At 36.6% G+C, this 6190-nt stretch carries 4 protein-coding genes; 2 read left to right on the forward strand and 2 right to left on the reverse strand.

Features of this window, described 5'->3' with window-relative positions:
- Positions 1-226 precede the first annotated feature (226 nt).
- Complete coding sequence (locus ACFOUY_RS09225; protein ID WP_378960220.1) at positions 227-2524, reverse strand: ATP-dependent helicase; 2298 nt, start codon at positions 2522-2524, stop codon at positions 227-229.
- Between the two features lie 414 nt (positions 2525-2938).
- On the opposite strand from ACFOUY_RS09225, the gene ACFOUY_RS09230 reads away from it, so the two are divergent.
- Entirely contained in the window at positions 2939-3262 is a 324-nt protein-coding gene (locus ACFOUY_RS09230; protein ID WP_378960217.1) for a DUF493 family protein, read from the forward strand.
- Positions 3263-3338: 76 nt separating this feature from the next.
- Here the strand turns inward: ACFOUY_RS09230 and ACFOUY_RS09235 are convergent, their stop codons facing one another.
- A complete protein-coding gene (locus ACFOUY_RS09235) occupies positions 3339-4310 on the reverse strand; it encodes a GDSL-type esterase/lipase family protein (RefSeq protein ID WP_378960218.1) in 972 nt (323 codons plus the stop codon).
- 259 nt (positions 4311-4569) lie between these two features.
- Here ACFOUY_RS09235 and ACFOUY_RS09240 point away from each other — a divergent pair, with 259 nt between their 5' ends.
- The gene (locus ACFOUY_RS09240) at positions 4570-5940 is read left to right on the forward strand and encodes a dipeptidase (RefSeq protein WP_378960219.1); all 1371 of its coding nucleotides are present in this window, start codon (positions 4570-4572) and stop codon (positions 5938-5940) included.
- Positions 5941-6190: the final 250 nt, after the last annotated feature.

Consider the following 6190-nt stretch of genomic DNA (forward strand, 5'->3'; position numbering starts at 1 on the left):
AGGATATATCACAATCAAAGAGGGGTTAGATAAGTTTAACCAACAATTTATAGTTTACGCGCAAATAATGGAATATAAAGATGTGTGTAAAGATTAGCTCCAAAGGAGAGGGTTTTTGGTTGCGTACTTTAAACCCTTTGGTTCAAATCACAAAACTTTGTTTCCTTCTCCTTCGGAGAGGGATTGCATAAAAAAAGATAAACCATCACCATTGATAGGGTGAGGCTTATTTCACAATCATCAGCTTTGCAAACTTCAATAGCAGTTGTTTATTCCCTAATCCTTGGAAAAACACCGTTGCTTTTACATCAGGTAAATTTCCTTCCAAGCTAATAATTTTCCCGAAACCAAATTTTTCGTGCTCTACTTCCATTCCACCTTGAAATTCATCAGGTTGAGAAGGTGTAAAACCCGGCGTAGGTACGTGAGCCTTTGCTAATAATGACGTCGTTTTTGGGCGAACAGGTGGTGTACTTGCTGTACTAGCAGGTTTTGGTTTGCTAAAGAAATCACGTGGCTGCGATGTCCATGTTTTGCGTTCATCATCAAAATTGCCTTCGAGTGCACTAATTTTAGCTGGCTTAACCTCCAGTTCTAAAAACTTCGGGTTAATTTCATTAATAAAACGACTTGGTTCGCAGTTGGTTAAAGTTCCCCAGCGGTAGCGAGAAGTAGCATAAGTAATGGTTAGTTTTACTTCTGCCCGGGTAATAGCCACATAAAACAAACGACGTTCCTCTTCCAAATCAGAACGAGAGTTAACCGACATTTGCGATGGGAACAGATTCTCTTCCAAACCCACAATAAACACGTTTTTAAACTCTAAACCTTTGGCCGAGTGAATCGTCATTAACGAAACCGTATCCTTGTTTTTGTCGCCATCTTTATCGTCATTGGTTAAAAGCGCAACATCCTGCATAAAAATATCAAGACCTTTCTCTTCAATATCCTCACGTTCGGCAAACTCCTTTATACCATTTAATAACTCCTGAATATTCTCGTACCTCGCCCTACCTTCAACACTATCATCGGTGTATAATTCCTTTAAAATGCCCGCGTGTTGCGCAATAAACAAGGCAGAATCATAAGCGTCAAGCTTTTTAGCTTCTGCCTGAAAACTTTGAACCATCATCGAAAAATCGTTCAACTGGTTTGCTAAACGACCATCAACGTATTGATGCGCATTCGAAATAACATCCCACATGGTTACATTATTTTGGTCGGCAGCAACAATAATTTTATCAATTGAAGTATCTCCAATACCGCGTTTTGGATAATTAATTACACGTTTTATCGCTTCTTCATCCTTCGGATTAAAAGTTAAACGGAAGTAGGCGATTAAATCTTTAATCTCTTTGCGTTGGTAAAAAGATTGCCCACCGTAGATTTTGTATGGGATATTCAGTTTTCTTAAACCTTCCTCCATTGCTCTACTTTGAGCATTGGTGCGGTACAAAATAGCAAAATCGCTGTGCTGGTAACCTTTTGTAGTACGCTCCTGAATAATAGATTCGGCAACTAATTTACCTTCCTCATTATCGGTAAAAGCACGGGCTACTTTAATTCTATCGCCTTCGGCATTTTCAGAGAAAACATTTTTCTCCAGCTGATTTTTGTTATTGGCAATGATGCTACTTGCGGCATCAACTATATTTTGAGTAGAGCGATAATTTTGCTCTAACTTATAAACTTTTAAATCAGGGTAATCGCGTTCGAAATTTAAAATATTCTGAATATTCGCCCCACGGAAAGCATAAATACTTTGTGCGTCATCACCCACCACGCAAATGTTTTGGTAGGCAGCAGCCAGTTTTTTCACAATTGTATATTGCGAAAAGTTGGTATCCTGATACTCATCTACCATTAAATACCTAAATTTTTGCTGGTATTTATTTAAAACATCGGTGTGTTCTTTCAATAAAATATTGGTTTTAAACAACAAATCATCAAAATCCATTGCGCCAGCTCTAAAGCAACGTTTAGCATATTGTTCGTAAATCTGCCCAATTAGCGGTCGCTTATTTTGAATATCCTCCGCCTGAATCTGGTCGTTAGCCTGGTATTCGCCCCAAGAAATCAAATTGTTTTTAGCTGATGAAATTCTGCCGAAAACGAAGTTAACCGCGTAAAGCTTATCGTCAAGCTGCATTTCTTTCAAAATGGCACGCAAAACACTTTTGCTATCGTCGGTATCGTAAATGGTAAAATTGCTAGGATAGCCGATTTTTTCCGCTTCAACACGTAAAATTTTCGCAAAAACAGAGTGAAAAGTACCCATCCAAATGTTTTTCGCCTCAGCGCCAACCACTTTGCCAATACGCTCACGCATATCCTTACTCGCTTTATTGGTAAAGGTTAAAACCAGAATGTTAAAAGGGTCAGTTCCAGTTTGAATTAAATGTGCAACCCTATATGTAATTACCCTCGTTTTGCCCGAACCTGCACCCGCAACAATCATTACGGGTCCTTTTGTGTTCTCTACTGCTGCTCTTTGTTGTGGGTTTAATCCTTCTAAATAATCCAATTCGGCTCCTGTTTTTTTGAGATTCAAAAATAACAATTCTATAGTCTTTTTCTGAAGTTGTTGGTAATTATTTCACCTCCTAGTACAAAGTCCCCTTCAGGGGATTTAGGTGTAAAGCTAAACCCGAATATCATCGCGAAGTTAGTCCTTTGCTTTGCTCATACGCCTGCAGGCCTTAAACTCGAAGGCCGATATCCGCTTCGCCAAGGTTTAGATAAATTGAGATTTTACTGCTTATTGAAGGTTTAAAACCCAATTAACTAAAATATACGCCCTCTTGTATGCCTTAAATGGCTAATATAGTGGCTCGTGCAGACACGAACCATAGCTTGAATATTATATCTCAAAATTTATCAACCTTATGCCAAAATTTCCTGTTCCATATTTAGGAATAGAATTTGATACGCTGTTGTTATGGATGATAATAAAATAAACAAAAATATAGAGTTTACTGATATCCCAGAGGGGGCAAGTACAGATATTTACGCTAACCTAAAAGAGAAATTAGAAAGCGTAGAGAAGTTTCCCGGTATATATAACTTCAAATTTATTATAACAGGCGGATTAGGTAAAATAGAAGAATTACGCAAAATTTTACCTGATGATAAATTTATTGAGCAACCATCTAAAACAGGTAAATACGTATCAATAACCGTAAAAAAAGAAATGCAAAATGCCGATGAAGTAATTGCGGTTTATAAACAGGCTGCAACCATCCAAGGTATAATGACACTATAAATAAGGTTAGCTTTTCGATATGTTCAAGGAATTATATCGGAAAGCTTGGTCTAGCAGATTCTAATAAAATTCTTAATTACCTCGCAACAATAAACTTTTTAACAGAATTATATTGCCCGGAATCGGAAGATATTTTGAAAAAGTAAATACCAGGAACGAAACCCGTTGTATTAATATCTAATGTGTGTTTGCCTGTGTTAAGGTATTCGTTAACCACTGTTTTAGTTAATCTACCCATCATATCATAAATCTGAATATTTATTTTATCTGATTCAGGAAGCACGATATCAATATAGGTTTGTGTAGAGGCTGGGTTAGGATAATTCTGAGTAACTACAAATTTTAAGAATCTGTCAAAAATAGCCTTATTAATGGTGTCGAAAATTACATAGCTAATTAATCTATAGCCTCTCGCATTGGGATGGTATTCATCCTGATAAAGCGAAAAATCTCTACGCATTGCTGCATTTATATCAGCGAGGTAAATTTTATATTCAGCTGCAAGTTTTCTGTAAGCAGCGTTAATCATTCTAATATTAGTATTTACAGCAACCAAAGGTTTACTTGCTCTATCATCAACATTTTGAAGTGTACAAATAATTGGAACAAGTTTTTGCTTTAGACTTGTGGTTATTAAAAGGCGCATGTTTTCTGTTGTTTCTGCAACACTTCCTCTACCTAAAGCAATTGCGCCAGCATCATTAACACCCATCGAAATTACAATGAATCCAGTTCTATCTTTAATAGCCCTATCAATTCTAAGTAAACCTTGTCGAGTTGTTTGTCCGCCAATGCCTTGATTAGTAATGTTTACAACTTTGCCACTATAGCAGTTCAAGAAGTTGCTTTCTAGCATGGTTTGAAAACCAAGACCTTTAACTCCCTCTACAGTACTTGCTCCAAATGTTACAATATTGATACTGTCTTTAGCATAGTATTGAGCCGCCTCAGGACAACTAACTTTTACGTTGTTTTGTGCCAGCGAAATTACCGGAGTTAAAAATGAAACTAGCAGCAGAATATGCAGTAAAGTTGCCCTTAATTTCATTATAACTTTCTTGTTGTGAGGTTTGTATGCGTTGGGGTTTAAAAGGCGCAATTTAGCAAAAAAATGAAATAATTAGGTTCCTCAAAAATAATTTATAGAAATATTTAACATTGAAATTATATTACGAAAAAATAGCAACTTGTAGTTTTTATTTTACTTAATTCTGCCCTCTGTGTTTATAATGGTTTTATATCCATTTCTGTTTAAAATTTTAAGCCTTCTAGACTAAAACCTTATATTTGCCCAAATTCATTTTGTTATGCAAGAGATTAAAAATTATGTAGAAACGCACAAACAACGCTTTTTAGATGAGTTGTTTGAATTACTACGTTTTCCATCGGTTAGTGCCGACCCGAAATACAAAGGCGATGTTTTAAAAACTGCAGATTATGTAGCTCAAAAGTTAAAAGATGCAGGTGCAGATAATGTTGAAATTTGCGAAACAGCTGGTTATCCAATTGTTTATGGAGAAAAAATTATAGATGCTTCTTTACCAACAGTTTTAATCTACGGTCATTACGATGTGCAACCTGCCGACCCGTTGGAACTTTGGCAAACGCCTCCTTTCGAACCAACAGTACGCGATGGTAAAATTTACGCTCGTGGCGCTTGCGATGATAAAGGCCAGTTTTACATGCACGTAAAAGCATTTGAATTGATGATGGAAACCAATACTTTGGCTTGCAACGTTAAATTCATGATAGAGGGTGAAGAAGAAGTTGGTTCAGCAAACCTTGGTATTTTCGTAAAAGCAAACGCAGAACGTTTAAAAGCAGATGTGGTTTTAATTTCAGATACATCTATGATTAGCATGGAGCATCCATCTATCGAAACAGGCTTACGTGGCTTAGCTTACATGGAAGTAGAAGTTGTTGGCCCGAATCGCGATTTGCACTCTGGTGTTTATGGTGGTGCTGTAGCAAATCCGGCAACTATACTTTGTAAAATGATTGCTTCGTTACACGATGAAAATAACCACATTACCATTCCTGCTTTTTACGATAAGGTTATCGAATTGACTGATGAGGAGAAAAAGGCTTTAAATTCTGCTCCTTATGATGAAGAAGAATATAAAAAGGATCTTAATATAGATGAGGTTTGGGGTGAAAAAGGTTATTCTACATTAGAACGTACCGGAACCCGTCCGACTTTAGAAGTTAACGGCATTTGGAGTGGTTACATTGGCGAAGGTGCTAAAACCGTGTTACCAAGTAAAGCAAATGCAAAAATTTCTATGCGTTTAGTTCCAAATCAAAGTTCTGAAGAAATTGCTGAAATTTTCACCAAACACTTCGAAAGCATTGCACCAAAAAATGTAAAAGTAAAAGTTACACCTCATCATGGAGGCGAGCCTGTTGTTACACCAACCGACAGTATCGCTTATAAAGCCGCAGAAAAAGCAATTGAAGATAGCTTCGGTAAAACGGCTATTCCAACTCGTGGAGGCGGTAGTATTCCAATTGTAGCTTTGTTTGAAGATGTTTTGGGTATCAAATCTGTGCTTTTTGGTTTCGGTTTAGATAGCGATGCATTACACTCGCCAAACGAGAAATATGATATTTTTAACTATTACAAAGGAATCGAGACATTGCCATTATTCCATAAATATTTCGCGGAGTTAAGTAAATAAGTTTAATTTATTTGTCAGTCTGAGCGTAGTCGAAGACTAATTAAGGGGCTGTATCATAAATAAAATGATCAGCCCTTTTATTTTGCTTAAATTTTTTATATTTTTTTATGTGATTTTTTGGTTTAAAGTATTGATTTTCATATACTTATGATATAATAATCACGTTAATGGCCGCTCAGAAACCAGCTTTTAAACCCTATCTACAGGATCAGCTCATGGCTTTTCCCCCAACCTTTGACGAACTCATTCC

This window comes from Pedobacter jamesrossensis (assembly GCF_042650905.1).
Lineage (GTDB): Bacteria > Bacteroidota > Bacteroidia > Sphingobacteriales > Sphingobacteriaceae > Pedobacter > Pedobacter jamesrossensis.

Bases quoted from the DNA above. Each gene is read 5' to 3' on its own strand.
- ACFOUY_RS09235 (WP_378960218.1), bottom strand. From the start codon at position 4,310: ATGAAATTAAGGGCAACTTTACTGCATATTCTGCTGCTAGTTTCATTT.
- ACFOUY_RS09240 (WP_378960219.1), top strand. From the start codon at position 4,570: ATGCAAGAGATTAAAAATTATGTAGAAACGCACAAACAACGCTTTTTA.
- ACFOUY_RS09230 (WP_378960217.1), top strand. From the start codon at position 2,939: ATGGATGATAATAAAATAAACAAAAATATAGAGTTTACTGATATCCCA.